Origin of the sequence: Mycobacterium sp. NBC_00419 (assembly GCF_036023875.1) — a bacterium.
GTDB lineage: Bacteria > Actinomycetota > Actinomycetes > Mycobacteriales > Mycobacteriaceae > Mycobacterium.
Window position 1 is genome coordinate 3,136,827 of the sequence record NZ_CP107931.1, and the last position, 20,204, is coordinate 3,157,030.

At 68.3% G+C, this 20,204-nt stretch carries 15 protein-coding genes; 7 read left to right on the forward strand and 8 right to left on the reverse strand.

All coding sequences use genetic code 11. The features are described from left to right. Positions 1–4: 4 nt before the first annotated feature. From OG976_RS15005 to OG976_RS15015, 3 genes are all read left to right on the forward strand, one after another. Positions 5–1,222 (forward strand): glucosamine kinase, encoded by a 1,218-nt coding sequence (locus tag OG976_RS15005; RefSeq protein WP_328350141.1) that lies wholly within the window; start codon positions 5–7, stop codon positions 1,220–1,222. After that, a complete protein-coding gene (locus OG976_RS15010) occupies positions 1,212–2,177 on the forward strand; it encodes an SIS domain-containing protein (protein ID WP_328350143.1) in 966 nt (321 codons plus the stop codon). The genes OG976_RS15005 and OG976_RS15010 overlap by 11 nt, the downstream gene beginning before the upstream one ends. Before the next feature lie 109 nt (positions 2,178–2,286). Continuing rightward, positions 2,287–2,910 (forward strand): TetR/AcrR family transcriptional regulator, encoded by a 624-nt coding sequence (locus OG976_RS15015; protein ID WP_328350145.1) that lies wholly within the window; start codon positions 2,287–2,289, stop codon positions 2,908–2,910. A 35-nt stretch (positions 2,911–2,945) separates the two neighbouring features. Here OG976_RS15015 and OG976_RS15020 read toward each other — a convergent pair whose 3' ends face one another. The 4 genes from OG976_RS15020 to OG976_RS15035 form a co-directional block, all read right to left on the reverse strand. Continuing rightward, positions 2,946–4,412, reverse strand: coding sequence for an AMP-binding protein (locus OG976_RS15020; protein WP_328350147.1), 1,467 nt, complete (start codon positions 4,410–4,412; stop codon positions 2,946–2,948). Between the two features lie 42 nt (positions 4,413–4,454). Next, complete coding sequence (locus OG976_RS15025) at positions 4,455–5,432, reverse strand: phosphotriesterase family protein (RefSeq protein WP_328350149.1); 978 nt, start codon at positions 5,430–5,432, stop codon at positions 4,455–4,457. Positions 5,433–5,441: 9 nt separating this feature from the next. Beyond that, positions 5,442–9,659, reverse strand: coding sequence for an alpha-(1->3)-arabinofuranosyltransferase (locus tag OG976_RS15030; protein WP_328363605.1), 4,218 nt, complete (start codon positions 9,657–9,659; stop codon positions 5,442–5,444). A gap of 61 nt (positions 9,660–9,720) precedes the next feature. Then, positions 9,721–9,894: a DUF2613 domain-containing protein gene (locus tag OG976_RS15035; protein ID WP_328350151.1), complete on the reverse strand. Its 174-nt coding sequence runs from the start codon at positions 9,892–9,894 to the stop codon at positions 9,721–9,723. 119 nt (positions 9,895–10,013) lie between these two features. On the opposite strand from OG976_RS15035, the gene OG976_RS15040 reads away from it, so the two are divergent. Next, complete coding sequence (locus OG976_RS15040; RefSeq protein WP_328350153.1) at positions 10,014–11,213, forward strand: glycoside hydrolase family 3 N-terminal domain-containing protein; 1,200 nt, start codon at positions 10,014–10,016, stop codon at positions 11,211–11,213. A 47-nt stretch (positions 11,214–11,260) separates the two neighbouring features. Next, positions 11,261–11,887: a TetR/AcrR family transcriptional regulator gene (locus OG976_RS15045; protein WP_328350155.1), complete on the forward strand. Its 627-nt coding sequence runs from the start codon at positions 11,261–11,263 to the stop codon at positions 11,885–11,887. A 10-nt stretch (positions 11,888–11,897) separates the two neighbouring features. Here the strand turns inward: OG976_RS15045 and OG976_RS15050 are convergent, their stop codons facing one another. Next, a complete protein-coding gene (locus OG976_RS15050; protein ID WP_328350157.1) occupies positions 11,898–12,743 on the reverse strand; it encodes a MaoC/PaaZ C-terminal domain-containing protein in 846 nt (281 codons plus the stop codon). A gap of 10 nt (positions 12,744–12,753) precedes the next feature. After that, positions 12,754–14,118, reverse strand: coding sequence for a 3-oxoacyl-ACP reductase (locus OG976_RS15055; RefSeq protein ID WP_328350159.1), 1,365 nt, complete (start codon positions 14,116–14,118; stop codon positions 12,754–12,756). A gap of 113 nt (positions 14,119–14,231) precedes the next feature. Between OG976_RS15055 and OG976_RS15060 the strand changes: the two genes are divergently transcribed. Continuing rightward, positions 14,232–15,542, forward strand: a complete 1,311-nt coding sequence (locus OG976_RS15060) for an acetyl-CoA C-acetyltransferase (RefSeq protein ID WP_328363608.1) — start codon at positions 14,232–14,234, stop codon at positions 15,540–15,542. A 183-nt stretch (positions 15,543–15,725) separates the two neighbouring features. Here OG976_RS15060 and OG976_RS15065 read toward each other — a convergent pair whose 3' ends face one another. Continuing rightward, positions 15,726–16,964, reverse strand: coding sequence for an alpha/beta hydrolase family protein (locus OG976_RS15065; RefSeq protein WP_328350161.1), 1,239 nt, complete (start codon positions 16,962–16,964; stop codon positions 15,726–15,728). A 179-nt stretch (positions 16,965–17,143) separates the two neighbouring features. Here OG976_RS15065 and OG976_RS15070 point away from each other — a divergent pair, with 179 nt between their 5' ends. Next, positions 17,144–18,127: a PE-PPE domain-containing protein gene (locus OG976_RS15070; protein ID WP_328350163.1), complete on the forward strand. Its 984-nt coding sequence runs from the start codon at positions 17,144–17,146 to the stop codon at positions 18,125–18,127. 84 nt (positions 18,128–18,211) lie between these two features. On the opposite strand, the gene OG976_RS15075 is transcribed toward OG976_RS15070, so the two are convergent. After that, complete coding sequence (locus tag OG976_RS15075; protein ID WP_328350164.1) at positions 18,212–20,047, reverse strand: acyl-CoA dehydrogenase; 1,836 nt, start codon at positions 20,045–20,047, stop codon at positions 18,212–18,214. Between the last annotated feature and the right edge of the window lie 157 nt (positions 20,048–20,204).

Genomic DNA, 20,204 nt, shown 5'->3' on the forward strand with positions numbered 1-20,204 from the left:
TCAGGTGGACCACGAACTCGACGTCCTGGAACTGGCTGACGGCAAACGGCTGGCGGTGATCGCCGGTGACGGCGACCGCCTGGCCGCCCTGCCCCAGGTGCGCGACGGGGGCCGGTGGCGCCGCGCGCAGCCCGGCGACGGGGTGGCCGAGGCGCTGTGCCGGATGCTCGAGGCGTCACCGGATTTCTCGGTGCGGGGTCGCTTCGCCGTGCACGCGTGGGCCGCCCGCCCCGTCGAGGGTGAGCGGTCGGTCACCGTCGACCAGACCAACGAGTCGGTGATCGTCGGCGAGGCGGCGGTGGTCAAGTGGGCGACCCACCTGCAGGAGGGCCCGCACCCGGCGCCGTCGCGGCTGCAGGTATTGCGCACCAACGGGTTTCGATTCATGCCCCAGCCGTGGGGCTTGGTCACCTGGCAGCCCGACAGCGGTGCGGAAACCTTGGTGGCCAATGTCGACGAGTATCTTCCCGGTGCTGTCGACGGGTGGACGTGGGCGGTCGACCTGATGGCCGAGGCGGCGCGAGGGGCGACGGCGCGACCGGCCCCCGTGGTGTCGGCGGTAGCCGAGGTCGCCATGGTGGTGGCCGAGCTGCACGCCGCGCTGGCCACCACCGCGGTCACGGCATCGGTCGCCGACGCGCAGCGGTGGCGCGAGAACGCGCTGGCGACCCTGCACGAGGCGCAGGCGCTGAGCACACCCGCCACCGCCGCTGTGTTGCACGACCGCCGCGCCGAGATCGAGCGGACCCTGGCAGGCCTCGGTGCGCTCGCCGGAAGCCCGGTGATCGACGGCCACGGCGACCTGCATGTCGGGCAGGTGCTGCAGTGCCGCGGGCGCTACGTGGTCACCGATTTCGACGGCAACCCGGTGTTGCCCCCGCAGCAGCGCGTGCTGCCCATCCCGGCTGCCCTCGATGTGGCCGGCATGGCCCAGTCACTGGCCCACGTGGCGATCGTGGCGCAACGACACAACGACCTCGACCCGCACGCCCTGGCGGTGGTGGATCGGGATGCCCGCCGGGCCTTCCTCGACGGCTATGCCGACGGGTTGGCCCGCCTCGGTCACGCCGACCTTTATGATCCGGCACCGCTGCCTGCGTTCCGGCTGCAACAGGTATTGCGGGAAATCGTGTACGCGGCACGGCATCTGCCGCGGTGGATGTATGTTCCCGACGCGGCGCTGCCCGCCTTGCTCGACGAGAGGATCACTGGTGGACGCTGAGGGCTTCGTCGCCGACCTGCACCGCAAGCCCGAGACGTTGGGCGGGCTGGCCCACACGCTGGCCGGCGCCAACCCGTGGGCGCAGGCGGTGCCGGCCGGTATCGATCGGGTGGTGCTGCTGGGAATGGGGTCCTCGGCCTACGCCGGGGGTGTCGCGGCCGCTCGGATGCGCGCCCGCGGACTGCTTGCGGTCTCCGAGGTGGCATCGACGCAGTCACTTCCGGACTGGGGTCCCGGAACGTTGGTCGTGGCGACCTCGGCTACCGGCGGGTCGGTGGAAACCCTTGACGCGCTTGGCCGTCTGCCCTCCGGGGTCACCACGATCGCCCTGACCAACACCGCGGACTCGGCCATCACCGAGCGCTGCGATGCCGTCGTCGAACTGCGGGCGGATCGCGAGGTCGGTGGGGTGGCCTGCCGCACCTATCAGCACACGCTGGTGCTGCTGATGGCGCTCGAGGCACACCTGGCCGGTGCCGACACCACCGCACTGGCCGCCACCGTCACCAGCGCAGCCACCGCGAGCGCCCATCTGCTGGACACCGAATCAGATTGGCGGCCAGCCGTGTCCGACCTATTGCTCGGACCCGACGGCACCCACCTGGCCGCCCCGGCGCACCGATTCTGCTCAGCCCAGCAGGGTGCGCTGATGCTGCGCGAGGGGCCGCGGCGCCCGGCGGTGGGCTGCGAGACCGGCGACTGGAGCCACGTCGACGTCTACCTCACCAAAACCACCGACTACCGGCTGCTGGTGTTCGCCGGGTCGCCATGGGAGCAGCAGATGGCCGAGTGGACGACAGTGCGCGGCACGACCGTCGTCGCGGTCGGGGGTAGTGTTCCCAGCGCCGGTTTCGAGGTGCGCTACCCCGGCGACGACGACGATGACGTGCGCCTGCTCACCGAAGTTCTGGTGCCCGAACTCGTCGCGGCCAGCGCCTGGCTGGGCGGAGGGTAGGTGCCGTGCCGGTGGGATGGTTGAACCGAAACCGGTTCTGATTCGTGTAGAACTTGGGGATCCCTCCCAGGGTGCACGACCGACGACGAGGTGAAGGGTTGACGGCGCGGTGAGCTCCGAAGGCGGCCTCGGCACGCCGAGACGGCAGCGCGTCGTCGAGGCAGCCCTCGCGGTGTTCGGTGAGCACGGCGCCGCGAAGTCGACGTTGCAGATGGTCGCACGCGCCGCAGGTGTGTCAGTGGGATTGGTACAGCACCACTTCGGCTCCAAGGAGAAGCTGGTCGAAGCGGTCAATGCCCATGCCTTGACCGTCATCAGGACCGAGATGGCCAGACCGTTGACCGCTCCGTCGAACGAGTCCGTCCTCGAGATGGGCCGACGGGTGAGTTTTCTGCTTGCCCGGCAACTGGCGGCGGTCGACTATCTCGCCGACCTGCTCGTCGAGGGTGCCCCCGCGGGAGCCGCATTCTTCGACTCAACGGCCGAGATCGGCCTGGCGCGCTGGCGCCGACTGGCCGACGAAGGCGGCGCGGCCGAGGATCTCGATCTGGTGTGGGCCGCGCTCAATCCGCTCATCCTGGTGATGGGGGCGGTGATCATGCGGCGGCACATCGACCGGCACCTGCCCGAACCCTTTGTCGGCACGGCTCAACTGCAGCGATGGCGGGACGCCGTGAACGCACTGCTCGAACACGGCCAGATCAGGCGCGAGCCCGACGAACCCACGAATTAGTCAGCCGGGTAGGTCTGGCCACGGTCGCGGGCGACCTAACCCTGTAGCCGCGCGATGACCTGCTCGCGTACCGCCGATCGCCGCGCCTTGCCGGCGTCGTCACGCAACGGCGCGTCCACGAACTCGACGGTGCGCGGCACCTTGTAGTCGGCGAGCCGCTCGGCGACAAAGGCTTTCACAGCGGCATCGTCGAGACCGCCCCCATCGGTGTGGACCAGCGCGTGCGGCACCTGGCCCAGGTCCTCGTGCGGGACGCCGACCACCAGACACGACAGCACGGCCGGATGCTCGGCGAGCGCACTCTCGATCTCGGCCGGGTAGACGTTGCGCCCACCCACGGTGAACATGTCCACGCGGCGGTCGGCCAGATACAGGTAGCCGTCCTCGTCGAACCAGCCGAGGTCGCCCAGGGAGTCCCAGCCGTCGCGGGTCTTGGCTGTGCTGCCGACGTAGCGGTAGGTCGGTGCGCTGCCCGGAGCCGGGCGCATGTAGATCTCACCGACCACCCCGGGCGGGCACTCGTTGCCGTCGTCGTCGAGCACCTTCATCTCGCCGGCCACCACCCGTCCGACCGAACCGCGATGCGCCAGCCACTCGGTACCGCTGATGAACGTCAAGGCCTGAAGTTCGGTGCCACCGTAGAGTTCCCACACCACATCGGGCCCGAGCAATTCGATCCAGGCTTCCTTGATGTTGGGTGGGCACGGGGCCGCCAGATGCCAGAATCTGCGCAGCGAGGACAGGTCGTAGGCACCGGGGTTGGCCCGGTACACCGGCAGTAGGCGCTGCATGATCGTGGGCACGGTGGCCAGATAGTTGACCCGGTAGTCGGTGATCAGCCGCAGGAACTCCTCAGGATCGAACCGGCGCATCAACACCAGGTGCTGGCCGGTCAGCAACGCCAGGGTGGCCGAGGTGAACCCGGTGTTGTGGCTCAGCGGCACCGGCAGCAGGTGGGTGTCGGTCGGCAGGTTGCCCATTCCCATGGCGACGATCTCGGCCGGGATCCTGCCCTCGCCGCCGGCCTCGATGAGCTTGGGCCGCCCGGTGCTGCCGCCGGATCCAATCGATTTCCAGCACGGCGAGACAACCTCGGGCAGTGGGGCATCCGACAGTTGCAGGCTACCGGCGAAGTCGGCGTCGACGGAGGGCACGATGCCGCGTGGGTCGGCCCGGCCCACCAGTAGTGCACGTGGTTTGAGGTCCAGCAGGCCCTCGAACTCGGCGTCGGGAAGCCGTGGTGACAACGGCTGGGGGATGGCGCCGAGCTTCCAGACCGCCACCGTCGCCAGCACCCACTCGATCGAGTTGGCCACCGCGATCGTGACGTAGTCACCTTGGCCGACACCGAGTTCGGCGTAGGCGCGGGCCAACCGGTTCGACGCCGATTCGAGCTCACCGCGGGTCAGGGTTCGTCCGGCACAGCTGACGGCCGGCCGGTCGGGGTCCTCGGCGGCCAGTTGGCTCAGGCGGGCGCCGATCGGGAGAATATCGTCAGGCATAGGAACCTCGGCGGGTAGGAGCGCAGCGACTCGGGGCTGGTGTCATCGCTTGGAGAAGATGGTCCGCGGGTTGTCCACGAGCATCGTGGTGATCTGGTCCTCGGTGACACCGCGACTGCGCAGTGCTGGCAGCACGTCGTTATGGATGTGCAGGTAGTGCCAATTCGGAAGCGCGACCGGCAGTGCGGCTTCCGGAAGCCAGTCGATGTAGCAGGATGCGTCGTGCGACAGCACCATCCGGTCGGCGTGACCGCGCTGGCACATCGCCGCAACGGTGTCCACGCGGTCGTCGAAACTGAGCATGGCGTCCAGGCCGAAGCGGTCCATCCCGAGGTAGGAGCCCGCCGCGATCAACTCTTCGAGGTAGCCCAGGTCGGTGGTGTCGCCGCTGTGCCCGATGATGACCCGGCTCAGGTCGACTCCCTCCTCGGCGAAGATGCGCTGTTGCTCCAGACCCCGCCGGGTGGGGGCGTGGGTGTGGGTGGTGATCGGCACACCGGTCTGCCGGTGTGCCTGGGCCACGGCGCGCAGCACCCGCTCGACACCGGGTGTCACGCCGGGCTCGTCGGTCGCGCATTTGAGGATCGCAGCCTTGACGCCGGTGTCGGCGATGCCCTCGGTGATATCCCGGACGAACAGGTCAGTCATCGTCTCGGGGCCGCCGAATCCGGTGCCCGGACCGGTGAAGTGGAAGTACATCGGGACGTCGTTGTAGGTGTACACCCCGGTGGCGACCACGATCTGCAGGCCGGTCCGGGCTGCCACCCGCTGGATGCGCGGGATGTAGCGACCAAGGCCGATCACTGTGGGATCGACGATGGTGTCCACCCCGATCGCTTTGAGCGCATTGAGCTTCTCGACGGCGTCGGCCTCGCGCGCGGCCTCATCGCCCCAGCCTTCCGGGTAGTTCACCAGGACCTCGGGGGACAGGACGAACACGTGCTCGTGCATCAGCACGACGCCCAGTTCGGTGGTCGCGACGGGGCCGCGAACGGTCTCGACCTGCGACGGCTCTGTCATGCCACGACCCTAATGGGAAGCTGTTGAGCCCTCGTCGTTTTCGTCAGAACGGGACCCGGGCAGCGCGGAGGCGGCCAGGGCGCCCAGGGCGATCAGCGCCGGGAGCTGCACCCACGGTGAATGCCCGATATAGCCGTCGACCGAACGCCACGGATACCGCGACAGCACCGCCCCGGCGAGGATCAGCCCGCACGACGCGGTCCACAGCGTGACCCTGTCACGCAGGACGTGGCGGTGCCGCAGTCCATAGGTGACCAGCAGTGCGGTACCGAACACCACCAGCCCGCCGATGCCGGCGATCAGACCGCCCACGGCTAGCACACCGGCACCGGCCAGCACGGGCACGGTCCAGGGTCGCGCCGGGTCTGCTGCGGCTGGCGGCCGGCGCGCGGGGACCAGCGCCAGCAGTGCCAGCAGCGGCAGCAGGGACAGTCCCACTGCCAGTCCGGTGCGGTACAGGGTGTTCGACGGGAAGCTCAGCGTGATGGTGCCCTGCTCCCCGGCGGGCACCACCCAGCCCTGCTGCCAGCCGTTGACGACCACCGGGGTCAGCGTCACCCCATCGGGGGCATGGGCGACCCAGCCGGGATTGACGCTTTCGGGGACCACCAGCACCCGCGCGATTGGTGCGCGGCTGACGGTGATGACCCGGCGGTCTGGGCCCCAGCTCGAGACCTGCGCGGGAGTGGTTGTCGCCGTGGGGATCTCAGGCGCCTGGGGTCCGGCCAGTGCCACACCGTCGACGATGAAGCCGGAGCCCGGGCTGACCAGGAGTTCCTGCTGGCCGGCGGGCAGCGCGATCGGCGCCGGGTCGCAGGCCTTCGCCGCCAGTGGTTCGCCGTCGAGCAGGGCGGACACCGTGGTCCTGATCGAGGTCTGCACGAACCGGCCCGACACCGCGATGATCGGCCCCTGTCCGCATGGGATCTCGATGGCGCGGTTGCGGTTGCGTGCGGCATCCGCGGCGGCCACCGGCTTGCCGTCGGCGCCCAGCACGCTGACCTCGGCCAGCCCCGGCGGTTTGAGCTGGTCGAAGCCCAGCGCCGTGCGGTCGATGACGTCGTCCCAGTCGAGCAGGCTGATCCGGACGGTGTCGGTGGTTCTCGGGCGCACTGACACGGTCTGTGCGCCGCTGTCGTCGCCGGCCTTCAGCCTGCGGACCTGCGGCCCGTCGCCGAGGTCGATCGCGACCACCGTCGGATGTGTCGGCAGCGGTGAGGGACTCGGCGTAAGCCGCAACCCGGTGACCTCCGTCGCCTTGGGCAGCGTCACGGTCAGCGTCGGGCCGGTCTTGTACTGAACGACGCTTTGCGATGCGGTCCACGAGGTCCGGGGGTCGCCGTCGGTGGCCGCGTACGCCGAGCCTTCGACGTCGATCAGATCGGAGTCGGCGCGCGAGCGGGTGGTACCGGGCTGGGCGATCAGGTCGGCCAGGTTCGGTCCCTGCCGGGCACGCACCCACACGACCGGACTCACCTGGATCGGGGCGGGCACCGTCAGCGTCCGGCTCAGCGTCACCGGTTCCTCGGGCGCCTGCGACATCGACGCGGCGCAGTGCACCCCGTCGGGGGAGTCCGCACAACCCGGCCGGCCCAGCAGTTCGGAGCCCAGATCCCATGCCGCGACGGTCGACCCGGCAGGCGGGCCCGGCACGATGACGGTGTGCCGGATGTCGACGGGGTGGGCGTAGCCCGAGGCGTCGTACTGGGTGACCGACAGGTCGGTGATGCCGAATTGCACACCCGAGGATCCGTCGTCGGTCCCGATCGCGGTGATCCGGACCCACGGTGTCTCACCGACCGGCAGCGCGATCGTCAGCGGCTTTCCGGTCTCCTCGAAACGCACTGTCGTGGTGCCATTTTCGGTCGACACCTGCAGACGGCGGACCTGCGCGCCGACAGCGGTGGCGCTCGGTGTGACGGTGAGTGTGGCGTTGGTGACCGGACGGTCGAAGTCGACCTGAAGCCACTGGCCGACCGCGGGCTGCAGTGAGTTCGACACCCACGCGGTCGCCGAATCGCCGTCCACGGCCGCGGCGGGGCCACTGGCCGGTGCGACGGTGGGCAGCGCGGTGGAGTCCGACGACGAACTCGAGACGCTGAGCCGCCCGCCCGACCAGGCGCCGTGCACCAGCTTGGCGCCGGGCACCGGGTAGTCGGGCACCCGGTTGAAGGTGTTGCGCCGGTCGCCCTCGGCGCGCACGGCCGACGAATGGTCGTCGACGCGGCCGTAGTCGGTTTCGCGGTTGACGGGGGTATCGGTGACGGTGACGAGCGGGACGGGCAGATTGGCGCGCTGGGCGTCGGAGGTCAGCAGCAGCGGCCCGAGCGGAGCCTGTCCGAGCAGGCGGCGTCGTTCGTCGAGCCGCAGTAGCACCTCGGGGCCGCCGTCGACCCTACCCATGCGGTTGGCGTCGGTCAGATACGGTGCACCCGGATTGCCTTGGGTGTCAACGCGATAGATTTCGATGGCCGGGTAGGCGGGCCGCAGGCCGCTGTCGCTGATGAAGCCCGACAGGAGGCCGGCGCCGACCGGTTCGCCGAACTCGGCGACCTTCGTCAGTCCCGGCGAGCCGTCGATGGCCCGGTGTACCAGCAGCGGCCGCGCCGAGCGTGAAGTGTCGGGGTCGAGATCGTTTCGCACCACCACATAGGAGATGCCTTGTCGGGCAAGGGTATCGGCCAGACCCGCCGACGGCCGCCCGGCGGCGAACAGTCGTTGTACGGAGTCCAGTGCGCGGATGGTCTGTGGTGGGGTCAGCGGGATCGAATCCCTTACCCCCCAGGGGCCTTGGCTGAGCACCTGGAGCGGCTCGTCGTGGCTGTTGCCCCACACCTGGGTGGCGAACGGCGCGCCCGGAGCCACCAGCACACGCCCCGGCGCCGGCTCGCCCCGGTTGTGTTCGGCCAGCCAGGCGGCGGCCTGATGCCAGTAGTCGGGGATGGCACGGAAGGTGCCGGGCGGTGTGAGCCGACCCGTCCAGGCCATCGAGGTGGCCACCGCCAGCGCGGCGAGCACGACGATGCCGACGGCCACCCGCTTGTCGTCCTCGGGGCGGGCGAACGCCCGGATCAACACCGGTCTCGGGGCAGCGCCCGGCAGCGGAATGCGGCCGAGCAGGTGGGCGATTCCGAGCACCAGCGGAAGCCGGATCACCGGTTCGAGCTTGTGGACGTTGCGCAGCGGGGCGCCCGCGGCGTCCAGGAACAGCTGAACCTGGTGGGCCAGCGGTGAACCGAGCCCGCCGGAGTACCCGACGGCCAGCAGGACCACCCCGACCAGCAGCATGGTGACCAGCCGGCCGCGCGCCGGCATCGAGCGCAATGCCAGCCCGGCCAAACCGCCCGCGGCGACCAGTGTCGTCGCCAGCACCAGCACCGGCTGGGTCACCAGCGAGGAGCCTGCGGTCGCGTTCGGCGACACGAACGGTGTCCAGCTGTCGGTACCGCGCAGGACCTCGGTCAGCGACGTCCACTGCGTGGTGACCCCGGATGATTCGATGAAGTCCAGGAACGGCGGGCTGATCCGGCCCAGCAGAAGCAGGGCGACCACCCACCAGGTGATCGCCAGCGCCGAGGCGAGCGCCCACCAGGCGCTGAACCGCCACCACGTCCGGTTCGGCCGGTGGCACAGCCACCAGATGATGGCCGGCAGGCATCCGGTGATGGTGGCCACCGCGTTGACCGCGCCCATCAACGCCAGGGCGACACCCGCCCGGGCGGCCAGCATCCGAAGCGATCGCGAGGAGTCGGCGCGCAGAGCCAGGATCACCGGCAGCAGCACCCACGGCGCCAGCATCATCGGCAGCGTCTCCGAGGAGATCGATCCCAGCGTCGTCAGCACCCGCGGCGACAACGCGAACGCCACCGCGGCGATCACCCTCGACGGTCGGGTCCCGATGCCCAGCACTTCGGCCACCCGCAGCAGACCCCAGAAGCCCACCGTCAGCAGCAGCGCCCACCACAGCCGCTGGGTGACCCAGCCGGGCAGGCCGAGCGTATCGCCGAGCAGGAAGAACGCCCCGTGCGGGAAGAGATAGCCGTAGGCCTGGTTCTGCGCCTGCCCGAACGGCAGATCGCTGTTCCACAGGTTGGCGGCGCGGGCCAGGAAGCGCAGCGGATTGGCGGTCAGGTCGAGCTTGGTGTCGGGGGAGACCATTCCCGGTGACTGCGCGAAGCACAGCACCAGTGCGACGGCGAACGCGCCGCCCAGCCACCGTCGGGACAGCGGCGTTGTGGACAGGGGTGCCTCCGTGACCGCGGGGGAGGCGGCGGCGAGCGTGCTCAGGCTAGCCGCGGTTGCCGTACTCGACGCGGTTGAGCACCGATGACGCCGGGTCGCCGGCTGATAGCGGCGGCTTGGTGTCCTGCTGGATCATCAGCGTCACCCCGAACACCGAGGCTGCTCCGAGCAGCAGGCCGACCACGATGCTGGCGGCGGCGGGAACCACGAACCGGGTCATGATCGGGTCTCCTCTGCGCTACGGGGACGGGTCAGGTCAGGTGGGGGGTACCCGCTGGTCAACCTAACACGCGTCCAACCGCGGTTGGACGACGGCGGCGCTCGTGACAGCATGGGCGGATGGCTAGACGCGTGCTCTCCCTCCGCGGAATCGCCGCGGTGTCGACGTTGCCGTTGCTGATCCTGGGGTGTTCGTCGCCCGCTACTAAGAGCGCGCCGGCATCGTCGTCGCCGGTCAGCTCCGCCTCCGGAGCCAGTGTCGCTCCGTTGGCCGGCCCGCTCCCGGTGCCCGCCGCCCCGGCGGCACCGGTGTGCGGTGACCCGTTGACGATGTCGACCCGCGACAAGCTCGCACAGCTGCTCATGGTCGGCGTGCGCAACGCCGCCGATGCCCGCGCCGTGGTGAGCAACTACCACGTCGGCGGAATCTTCATCGGCAGCTGGACCGACCTGTCGATGCTGACCGACGGTTCGCTGCCCGACATCGCGAACGCGGGCCCGCTGCCGCTGGCGGTCAGCGTCGATGAGGAGGGTGGCCGGGTCGCCCGGCTGACGAGCCTCATCGGTGCCGCACCCTCGGCCCGCGTGCTGGCCCAGACGAAAACTCCCGACGAGGTCTACCAGCTGGCCCTGGACCGTGGCCGGCAGATGCGCGGCCTGGGGATCACCGTCGACTTCGCCCCGGTGGTCGACGTGACCGCCGCCGCCGCCGACACCGTCATCGGCGACCGGTCGTTTTCGAATGATCCGGCTGTGGTGACCGCCTACGCGGGCGCCTACGCACGTGGTCTGCGGGACGCAGGTCTGTTGCCGGTGCTCAAGCACTTCCCCGGCCACGGCCACGGCTCGGGCGACTCGCACACCGCCGGCGCGGTGACCACCCCGCCGCTGGCGGACCTGCAGGCCAACGACCTGATTCCGTACCGCACCCTGGCCGCCGAGGCTCCGGTGGCGGTGATGATCGGCCACCTCGAGGTGCCCGGCCTGACCAATGGTGTGCCGGCCAGCCTCAGCCCCGCGGCGGTAGGCCTGCTGCGCAGCGGCAATTACGGCGGGCCGCCCTTCAACGGCATCGTCTTCACCGACGACCTGTCCAGTATGGCTGCCATCTCCTCGCACTACGGGGTCGCCGAGGCGGTCCTGCGGGCCCTGCAGGCCGGTGCGGACGTCGGCCTGTGGGTGACCACCGACGAAGTCCCCGCGGTGCTCGACCGGCTGGAGTCAGCAGTCAACGGCGGCGAGCTGTCGTTGCCTGCGATCGACGCCTCGGTGCTGCGTCTGGCCGGGTTGAAGGGCCCCAGTCCGCGCTGCGGCGGTTAGCCTCTTCCTAGCGCGGCGAAAAGCCCAGGACAGAGAAGGCGGCGACCATGGCGGCAGGTGGCACCAAACGGTTGCCGCGTGCCGTGCGCGAGCAGCAGATGCTCGACGCGGCCGTCCAGATGTTCTCGGTCAACGGCTATCACGAGACCTCGATGGACGTCATCGCCGCCGAAGCCGAGATTTCCAAGCCGATGCTCTATCTGTATTACGGCTCCAAAGAGGAGTTGTTCGGGGCATGCCTGAGCCGCGAACTGAGCCGCTTCATCGAGGCGGTCGGCAAGGACATCGATCTCACGCAAAGCCCGCACGAGCTGCTCCGCAGCGTCATTCTCTCGGTGCTGCAGTACATCGACTCCAACCGGGCGTCCTGGATCGTGCTGTACACCCAGGCGACCAGTTCGCAGGCGTTCGCGCACACCGTGCGGGAAGGGCGCGAGAAGATCATCGACATGGTGGCCCGCCTGCTGGAGACGGGTACCCGTCATCCCGAGCCGGACACCGACTTCCACATGATGGCCGTCGCCCTGGTGGGTGCGGGTGAGGCGGTCGCGGCGCAGGTCAGCGCCGGCGAGGCCGACGTCGACGAGGCGGCGGCGTTGCTGATCAACCTGTTCTGGCGTGGCCTCAAGGGTGCGCCGGCGGAAAAGGAAAACCACTCGGCCGGATCGCACTGAGCCCGGCTGGCTACAGCCCGCGCACCGTCGCGCTCAGATGCGGATACCCCTTGGCGATGTTGCGCAGGGCGATATCCCATCCGTCGGCAGCCCGTTCGACGTAGAGGCCGGCGCTGGCCGGCAGCACCACCGGTTTGCCGAACTTCACCGAATAGCGCACCGCGTCGGGAAGCTGGCCTTCGATATTGGCCAGAACTGCTGCAGCACTGAACATTCCGTGGGCGATGGCAGTCGGAAACCCGAACAGCTTGGCACCCAGGGCACTGGTATGGATCGGATTGTGGTCACCGCTGACGGAGGCGTAGCGACGAATCTGGCCGGGGGTGATCCGCAGAATTGCGTTGGGCGGCGCCAACTTCGGCTGCTTCGGCGGCTCGGGGCGGGGCTCACCGGAGAGGCTGGTGCGCTGCTGGTGCAAGAAGGTGGTCACCTGGTGCCACGCCGGCTCGTTGCCGACCTTGACGTCGGTGACCAGATCGACCAGCAGGCCCTTGCGGTGCTCCCGCAGATTCTCCGCGTGCACGCTGACGCCGACGGTGTCGGTGACCGCGATCGGCCGGTACTGGGTGATGTGGTTCTCGACGTGCACCGCACCCATGGCGGCGAAGGGGAAGTCGAAGCCGGTCACCAAGGACATGACCGTCGGGAAGGTCAGGGCGAACGGGTACGTCAGCGGAACGGTGTCGCCGTAGCGCAGCCCGGTGACCGCCGCGTAGGCGGCCACATTCGATCGGTCGATCGGCAGCTCGTCGACGGTCAGGGTTCGGGTGGGCAGGCTTTCGTTGCGCGCGATGAACGGCAGCGAACCGGCCGCGGCCCGCAGCATATTGCGCAGCCCGCTGGGTTGTTCGGTCATAGTCATCCGACTATGCCCCCAGCATGGCCTGGCCGCACACCCGGATGACGTTGCCGGTCACCGCGTTCGACGCCGGGCTCGCGAAATAGGCGATGGCCTCGGCGACATCGACGGGCTTGCCGCCCTGGTACAGCGAGTTCAGCCGACGGCCGACTTCGCGGGTGGCCAGCGGGATCGCCGCGGTCATCGCGGTCTCGATGAACCCGGGTGCGATGGCGTTGATGGTGATGCCCTTGTCGGCCAGCGAGGGCGCCAGCGCCTGCGTGATGCCGATCATGCCCGCCTTGGTGGTGGCGTAGTTGGTCTGGCCGCGATTGCCTGCGATACCGGCCATCGAGGACAGCCCGATGATCCGTCCGCCTTCGGCGATGCTGCCATTGGCGACAAGGCCCTCGGTGAGCCGTTGCGGGGCAAGCAGATTCACCGCGATCACCGCGTCCCAGCGGGCGTCGTCCATATTGGCGAGCAACTTGTCGCGGGTGATACCGGCGTTGTTGACCAGGATGTCGGCCCGGCCGCCGTTGACATCCGCATAGTGCTCGCGCAGGTGCTCGGTGATCTTGTCGACGGCATCCGCGGCGGTGACGTCCAGCGCCAGCGCCGTCCCGCCCACCTTGGCGGCCGTTTCACCCAGGGCGTCATGGGCGGCTTCGATGTCGATCGCCACGACCTTGGCTCCGTCGCGGGCGAACACCTCGGCGATGGTGGCGCCGATGCCGCGGGCCGCTCCCGTCACCACGGCGACCTTGCCGGCCAGCGGCTTGTCCCAGTCGGCGGGCGGCGTCGAGTCGGCAGCCCCGACGTAGAACACCTGCCCGTCGACGTAGGCCGACTTGGCGGACAGGATGAACCGCAGCGTCGATTCCAGGCCCGTCGCAGCGGGTTTGGCGTCAGGGGAGAGATAGACCAGGGCCACCGTGGCGCCGCGGCGCAGCTCCTTGCCCAGCGATCGGGTGAAGCCTTCCAGTGCGCGCTGGCAGATGTGTTCGTCGGCGGTGGCAGTCTCGTCGGGGGTGGTGCCGACGACGACGACGCGACCCGACGGCCCGAGATTGCGCAGCAGCGGGGTGAAGAACTCGTAGAGGCCGCGCAGCTTGACCGGTTCGGTGATGCCGGTGGCATCAAAGACCAGACCGCCGAAGGAGTCGGCCCAGCGGCCACCGAGATTGTCCGACACCAGCTGGTAATCCTCGGCCAGTGCGGCGCGCAGCGGTTCGACCACGCGGCCCTCGCCGCCGATCAGCAGTGAGCCGGCCAGCGGAGGTTCGCCCGGCCGGTAGCGGCGCAGCGTTTCGGGCTGCGGGACGCCGAGCTGCTTGGCCAGGAACGATCCGGGGGCGGAGTTGACGACTTGCGTGAACACGTCGGAAGCCACGAATCTGCCTTTCGCGTTTGCGGTGCGGGTGGACCGGGAACGAACTTACTCTAGAGTAAGAACGGTGGGTACTATGGGTCCGTATACCCACCTGAACCGACGACACAGCGGAGATTCCCGTGGCTTCCACCAGTCAGAAACCTCGTAGAGTTGCCGTCCTCGGCGGCAATCGCATTCCCTTCGCCCGGTCGGACGGCGCCTATGCCGAAGCCTCCAACCAGGACATGTTCATCGCCGCACTCGACGGCCTGGTGGACCGGTTCGGTCTGGCCGGTGAACAACTCGGTGCCGTGATCGGCGGAGCGGTCCTCAAGCACAGCCGCGACTTCAATCTCATGCGCGAGAGCGTGCTGGGCAGTGCGCTGTCGCCCTACACATCCGCGATCGATCTACAGCAGGCATGCGGCACCGGGCTTCAGGCCGCCATCGCCGCAGCCGACGGGATCGCGGCCGGCCGCTACGAGTCCGCCATCGCCGGTGGCGTGGACACCACCTCCGATGCGCCAATTGGCTTGGGCGACAATTTACGTCGCACCCTGCTGGGGCTGCGTCGGGCCAAGTCCAACGTCGATCGGCTGAAGTTGGTCGGCAAGCTGCCCGCCTCGCTGGGGGTGGAGATTCCCACCAACGGCGAGCCCCGCACCGGACTGTCGATGGGCGATCACGCCGCCATCACCGCCAAGAAGATGGGGATCAAGCGCGTCGACCAGGACGAACTGGCCGCTGCCAGCCACCGCAATATGGCGGCCGCCTACGACCGCGGATTCTTCGACGACCTCGTCACTCCGTTTCTGGGTCTCTACCGGGACAACAACCTTCGGGCCGATTCGAGCGCGGAGAAGTTGGCCAAACTCAAGCCGGTCTTCGGCGTCGGCAACGGTGACGCGACCATGACGGCGGGCAACTCCACGCCGCTCACCGACGGCGCTTCGGTGGCGCTGCTCGCCAGTGAACAGTGGGCAGAATCACATTCGCTGACCCCGCTGGCTTACTTCGTCGACTCCGAGACCGCCGCCGTCGACTACGTCAACGGTGTCGACGGCCTGCTGATGGCGCCCACCTACGCGGTGCCACGGCTGTTGGCGCGCAACGGACTCACGTTGGGCGACTTCGACTTCTACGAGATCCACGAGGCCTTCGCCTCGGTCGTCCTGGCCCATCTTCAAGCCTGGGAGTCCGAGGAGTACTGCAAGGAGCGGCTGGGCCTGGACGCCGCCCTGGGTGCCATCGACCGGTCGAAGCTCAACGTCAACGGTTCCTCGCTTGCCGCCGGACACCCGTTCGCGGCAACCGGCGGGCGGATCGTCGCCCAGCTGGCCAAGCAGCTGGCCGAGAAGAAGGCGGAAACCGGCCGGCCCGTGCGCGGCCTGATCTCTATTTGTGCTGCTGGCGGCCAGGGTGTGACCGCCATCTTGGAGGCCTGAAAATTTGTCGAAAAAATCTCGGCTGAGTTTGTAACGGACCGGCTGGGGTACTCGATGTACCGGATAGCTCCGTGTTGCCGTCTGACCCCCCGACCCGACGGCAACACGGGGCATCCTCTTTGTCTGGGTCTTATTGACACGGATGAAGGACCGCCGCTGGAGAAGAGGGGAGTCCAGCGGCGGTCATTTTTGATTGACGACGAGCCCCGACTGGACGAGCGCGGAGTCGACGAAGCGCTGAACCGGGCGGGCCTGGAAAAAGCCGGTGTGCCCGCCGCGGTACCACCCGATGTCGGGCCGTCCCCAGTGCTCCCACAGCTGCAGCACCTGCTCGCGGGGATGCACGATGCGATCGGCCACGCCTGCGTAGATGAACCGGCCCTGCGGAGGAACTTTCGGTTCCAGCGACAGCGGCGAGATCATCCGTCCGATCGGGCCGGCCAGCTCGAGGGTCCTGCGCCTCGGGTCGTGCTGGTCCAGGCCGGCGTGCCGACCCAGGATCTCGACGAGGTTCGACGGCGGCACCCCGAGGATCGCGCACGACAACCCGTCTTCGAGGCTGGCCACCAGCGCGGCGATATAACCACCCAGCGAGATGCTGTTGAGCCCGATCTGGGCATCGGGCTGCTGGGAACGGATCCAGGCCAGCACGCGGCGCACGTCCCACACCGCCTGTGCGGTGGCGTGCACGTCATCCATCACGTCCTCACCCGGATAGACCGCGTTCTTGGGTAGCCCCTTGGCTCGCGGCCCGTGCATGGGCAGTACCGGCAGCACGACGTTGAGACCGAAGTCCTCGTGCAGATGCCACGCCCGGAACAGGGTCAGGTCGAGTCCCACTCGCCCCATCTCGGTTCCGTGGACGCACACCAGCCAGGGGCGCGGCTCCGGATGGCGCAGCACCAGGGCGTACTCGCGGTGGTTACCGGTATAGCTGCGCCAGCGGTCGCGGCCCGGCTCCTTGGGATAGGGCTGATAGCCGCTCTCGAACGACAGCCGCTCGTGGGTGCGGTTGCGGCTGGTGAACGACCGGATCGAGACGTCGGTGGGAGCAGGTGGCGCGGCGAAGAACCCGGCCGGTTCGGTCAGCCAGCCCTTTTTGTCATAGAGCGTGATCGCCTCGGCGACCTCCGCGTTGATGCGCTCGTAGACCCTGGCGTCGCTCAGCGGTCGACGCCAGCGCAGGCCCACCAGCACGATCTCATCACGCAGGGCATGAGTGGCCAGCGACAGTGTGGGCCTGGCCACAGGCAATTCACCATGCGTGCCGTCGAGGTAGGCACCCCAGGAGCGGGCGTAATACCCGCCCGCTTTGGTGAACGGTCCGACGATCGTCGCCAGCGGACCGCTCGTGGGCGGTTTTCCCCCGTCCGCAGCGGTTTGCTGCGGATCGGAATCTTTGCTGTCATCGGGCGTCGCCATGTCCATCAACATAGCGAATACCCGGCCATTTACCAGAGCCCAAGGTCCCGATTAGATCTCCGCTTTGAGCTGGGGTTGCGGTAATTGTCTATTCCGTCAATGCTTATCCCATGGGTCGGGAGCCCGTCCCGCCTCGTCGCCTTCACAAGCGGCGGGCGCGGGGCGTTTTTTGCTTGCTGGTGGGGTTGGCTATCGGGCTGGCTGCACCAGCCAACGCGTCGACGGTGTTGTGGGTTGGGGGAACCAGCGGTTCGCTGGGCTCGGTACTCAATCAGATCTTCACCCTCGAAGCGTCGCTGCTGGGCGGGGCCTACGCCGGCGACACGATCACCACGGTCAACTATCCGGCGGCCATCTGGCCGGTCACCGGGGTCCTGGACCCGACGTTGGGTATCTCGGTGGCTGCCGGGGTCAGCAATGTCGAGACCGTCCTGGCCGGATTGACCACGGCCGCCACGGATTCCATGGTGCTCATCGGGACCTCACAGGGTGCCATGGTCATTCAGCAGGTGGCCGCCGACCTCAACGCCGACCTGAGCATCCCCTCGGACACCACCTTCATTCTGATTGCCGATCCCAACTTCGGGTTGTTCGCACACAACGGCGGCGCGTACGTTCCGATCTTCGACTACACGCCGGTCGCGCTGCCCGAGACCCGTTTCAACGTGGTGGTGGTGATCAACCAGTACGACGGCTTCGCCGATCCGATCACGCAGCCCTGGAACATGCTGACAGTGCTCAACGCCGTGATGGGGATCTACTACGTCCACGCCGTGGCGCACGCCACGGACCTGTCGAAAGTCCCCGCGGAGAACATCACCACCACCCCGCCGAACAGTCTGGGCGGCACCACGACGACCTACTTTGTGCCCACCGACTTCCTGCCGCTCACCATGCCGTTGCGCCAGCTGGGCGTTCCGAAGGACATCGTCGACGGCATCGATGCCCAGCTGCGACCGATCATCGACCAGGGCTACGCGCCGGTCGTGCGCCCCGAACCGGCGGCGCCGGCGGCTTCGACCGCGACGACGCCTACGCCAACGCTGACATCACACTCGGGCGTCAGTGCCAGGAAGCGGGCACACCAACAGTCGTCGCAAGGCGGCACCTCGTCCGGCGCGTCGAAGGCCACCGGATCCTCCGCCCGTAAGCGGGCGGGCTAGCCGCGACATACACCGCACTAACCACGGCGCTTAACCACAATGGCCCCGGGACTGAAAGTCCCGGGGCCATTGTGCTTTGGCGGTCTAGAAGGCCGCTTCGTCGAGTTCCATGATCTCGTTGTCGATCGTCTCGATCACCTGCCGAGTGCTGGTCAGCAACGGCAGCATGTTCTTGGCGAAGAACGAGGCGACTGCGATCTTGCCTTCGTAGAAGGAACGGTCGGCACCGGTGGCACCGGCGTCGAGCGCGGCGATGGCGACAGCGGCCTGACGCTGCAGCAGCCAGCCGGCCATCAGATCGCCGACACTCATCAGGAAGCGCACCGAGGCCAGACCCACCTTGTAGATGGACTGGGGGTCCTCCTGCGCGGCCATCAGGTACCCGGTCATCGATGCCGCCATGGCCTGGACGTCCTCCAGGGCCTTGGCCAGCAGCGCACGCTCGGTCTTGAGGCGGCCATTACCGGACTCGTTCTTGATGAACTCGCCGATCTGGCCGGCCACGTGGCCCAGTGCCACACCCTTGTCGCGGACGATCTTGCGGAAGAAGAAGTCCTGGGCCTGGATGGCGGTGGTGCCCTCGTAGAGCGAGTCGATCTTGGCGTCGCGGATGTACTGCTCGACCGGGTAGTCCTGCAGGAAGCCCGAACCACCGAAGGTCTGCAGGCTCTCAGTGAGCTTGGCGTAGGCCTGCTCGGAGCCCCAGCCCTTGACGATCGGCAGCAGTAGGTCATTGACCCTGGCGGCCAGGTCGGCGTCCACGCCGTGAACGGTCTGGGCCAGCGCGGCGTCCTGGTAGCTGGCGGTGTAGAGGTACAGCGCGCGGCCGCCCTCGGCGTAGGCCTTCTGGGTCATCAGGCTGCGGCGCACATCGGGGTGATGGGTGATCGAGACGCGCGGCGCGGTCTTGTCGGTCATCTGGGTCAGGTCGGCACCCTGTACGCGCTCCTTGGCGTACTCCAGTGCGTTGAGGTAACCGGTCGACAGCGTCGAGATGGCCTTGGTGCCCACCATCATTCGAGCCTGCTCGATGACGTCGAACATCTGCGCGATGCCTTCGTGAACCTCGCCGACCAGCCAGCCCTTGGCGGGAATGCCGTGCTGGCCCATGGTCAGTTCACACGTGGCCGAGACCTTCAGGCCCATCTTGTGCTCGACGTTGGTGACGAAGACGCCGTTGCGCTCGCCCGGCTCGCCGGTCTCGGGGTCGAAGTGGAACTTCGGCACGAAGAACAGTGACAGCCCCTTGGTGCCGGGGCCGGCGCCCTCGGGGCGGGCCAGCACCAGGTGGAAGATGTTCTCGAACAGGTCATCTGAATCGGCAGAGGTGATGAACCGTTTCACGCCGTCGATGTGCCACGAACCGTCGTCCTGTTTGACGGCCTTGGTCCGGCCGGCGCCGACGTCCGATCCGGCGTCCGGCTCGGTGAGCACCATGGTGGCACCCCAGCCGCGCTCGGCGGCCAGCTCGGCCCACTTCTTCTGCTCGTCGGTGCCGAGGTGAAACATGATGTTGGCGAACCCGGCGCCGCCGCCATACATCCAGACTGCGGGGTTCGCGCCGAGCACGTGCTCGTGGATCGCCCACACCAGAATCCGGGGCATCGGCATGCCGCCGAGCGACTCCAGAACGCCGACCTTGTCCCAGCCGCCGTCGATGAACGCCTGTACCGACTTCTTGAACGGCTCCGGCAGGGTCACCGTGTGGGTGTTGGGGTCGAAGACCGGGGGATTGCGGTCACCATCGACGAAGGACGCCGCAACCGGGCCCTCGCACAGACGGGCCGACTCGGCGAGCATCTCGCGCACGGTGTCGGGGTCGAGATCGCTGTACTCGCCCTGGCCGAGGGCTTTGTCCAGGCCAAGTACCTCGAAGAGGTTGAACTCCTGGTCGCGGACGTTGCTCTTGTAGTGGCTCACTGCTTCTCCTCGATGGGAATGTGCCTTTTCGGGTTGGGTACTTAGCTCTAAGTTACCCACCAGTAACACCGCAACTATACCGCCCGGTAACCCTGTTGCAAATCCCTGTGAGCAACTTAGGCGGGATGGCCAACCCACCGGTTGGATTGCTCGCCCC

Bases quoted from the DNA above. Each gene is read 5' to 3' on its own strand.
- OG976_RS15020 (WP_328350147.1), bottom strand. From the start codon at position 4,412: ATGCCTGACGATATTCTCCCGATCGGCGCCCGCCTGAGCCAACTGGCC.
- OG976_RS15035 (WP_328350151.1), bottom strand. From the start codon at position 9,894: ATGACCCGGTTCGTGGTTCCCGCCGCCGCCAGCATCGTGGTCGGCCTG.
- OG976_RS15045 (WP_328350155.1), top strand. From the start codon at position 11,261: ATGGCGGCAGGTGGCACCAAACGGTTGCCGCGTGCCGTGCGCGAGCAG.
- OG976_RS15025 (WP_328350149.1), bottom strand. From the start codon at position 5,432: ATGACAGAGCCGTCGCAGGTCGAGACCGTTCGCGGCCCCGTCGCGACC.
- OG976_RS15050 (WP_328350157.1), bottom strand. From the start codon at position 12,743: ATGACCGAACAACCCAGCGGGCTGCGCAATATGCTGCGGGCCGCGGCC.
- OG976_RS15040 (WP_328350153.1), top strand. From the start codon at position 10,014: ATGGCTAGACGCGTGCTCTCCCTCCGCGGAATCGCCGCGGTGTCGACG.
- OG976_RS15065 (WP_328350161.1), bottom strand. From the start codon at position 16,964: ATGGCGACGCCCGATGACAGCAAAGATTCCGATCCGCAGCAAACCGCT.